Source organism: Ornithinibacter sp. (assembly GCF_035443565.1).
Taxonomy (GTDB): Bacteria; Actinomycetota; Actinomycetes; order Actinomycetales; family Dermatophilaceae; genus Fodinibacter.
Map to the genome: position 1 here is coordinate 1 of NZ_DAORSO010000307.1, position 1,771 is coordinate 1,771.

At 69.2% G+C, this 1,771-nt stretch carries 1 protein-coding gene; it reads left to right on the forward strand.

Annotated features, from left to right (window positions below; translation table 11 throughout):
• Positions 1-1,771: DNA gyrase subunit A (locus PLL68_RS14745; protein ID WP_324535376.1), on the forward strand; the 1,771-nt coding region annotated here is incomplete at both ends.

The following is a 1,771-nucleotide window of genomic DNA, read 5'->3' on the forward strand; positions in this document are numbered from 1 at the left end:
TGCCCAGCCGCTTCCCGAACCTGCTCGTCAACGGCAGCTCGGGCATCGCCGTCGGTATGGCCACGAACATCCCGCCGCACAACCTGCGCGAGGTCGCCGCGGCCGCCGAGTGGGTGCTCGCCCACCCCGACGCCACCCGCGAGGAGACCCTCGCCGCGGTCATGACCGAGATCAAGGGCCCCGACTTCCCCACCGGCGCGCTCATCATGGGCACCCGCGGCATCGAGGACGCCTACCGCACGGGCCGTGGCTCGATCATCATGCGCGCGGTCGTGCAGGTCGAGGAGATCCAGGGCCGGCAGTGCCTGGTCATCACCGAGCTGCCCTACCAGGTCAACCCCGACAGCCTCGCGCAGAAGATCGCCGAGCACGTCAAGGACGGACGCCTGTCCGGCATCGCCGACATTCGCGACGAGACCTCGGGCCGCACCGGCCAGCGCCTCGTCATCGTGCTCAAGCGTGACGCCGTGGCCAAGGTCGTGCTGAACAACCTCTACAAGCACACCCAGCTGCAGACGAACTTCGGCGCGAACATGCTGGCGCTCGTCGACGGGGTGCCGCGCACGCTGCCGATCGACGCGTTCATCCGGCACTGGGTCGAGCACCAGATCGACGTCATCCAGCGCCGCACGGCCTACCGGCTGCGCAAGGCCGAGGAGCGCATCCACATCCTGCGTGGTCTGCTGAAGGCGCTCGACGCGCTGGACGAGGTCATCGCGCTGATCCGGCGCTCGCCGACGGTGGATGCCGCCCGCACCGGTCTCATGGAGCTGCTCACCATCGATGAGATCCAGGCCCAGGCGATCCTGGACATGCAGCTTCGGCGCCTCGCAGCGCTGGAGCGCCAGAAGATCATCGACGACCACGACGAGCTCGAGGCGATGATCCTCGACTACACCGACATCCTCGCCAAGCCCGGGCGCCAGCGCGACATCATCTCCGAGGAGCTCGCCGAGATCGTGCGGCGCTTCGGGGACGACCGGCGCACGCAGGTGCTGCCGTTCGACGGGGACATGTCGATGGAGGACCTCATCCCCGAGGAGGACGTCGTCGTGACGATCACCCGCGGTGGCTACGCCAAGCGCACCCGGGTCGACGCGTACCGCTCGCAGCGTCGCGGCGGCAAGGGTGTGCGCGGGGCGTCGCTGCGCGGCGAGGACATGGTCGACCACTTCTTCACGACGACCTCGCACCACTGGCTGCTGTTCTTCACCAACCTCGGCCGCGTCTACCGCGCCAAGGCGTACGAACTGCCGGATGCCGGTCGTGACAGCAAGGGTCAGCACGTCGCCAACGTCATGGCCTTCCAGCCCGGGGAGAAGATCGCCCAGGTGCTGGCGGTGCGCGACTACGACAGCGGGGCCTACCTCGTGCTGGCCACGAAGAGCGGTCTGGTCAAGAAGACCCGCCTCGGCGAGTACGACAGCCCGCGCAGCGGTGGGCTCATCGCCGTGAACCTGCGCGACGGTGACGAGCTCGTCGGCGCCGGCCTGGCCGAGGCCACCGACGACCTGCTGCTCGTCTCCCGCAAGGGCCAGTCGGTGCGCTTCCACGCCGACGACGCCACGCTGCGCCCGATGGGCCGCGCCACCTCGGGCGTCACCGGCATGAAGTTCCGCGGCGACGACTCGTTGCTGTCGATGTCGGTCGTCGAGGCCGGCACCGACCCCGACGTGTTCGTCGTGTTCGAGTCGGGCCTGGCCAAGCGCTCGAAGGCCTCGGAGTGGAACGTCAAGGGCCGCGCCATCCTCGGGGTGGCCGTCGCCAAGCT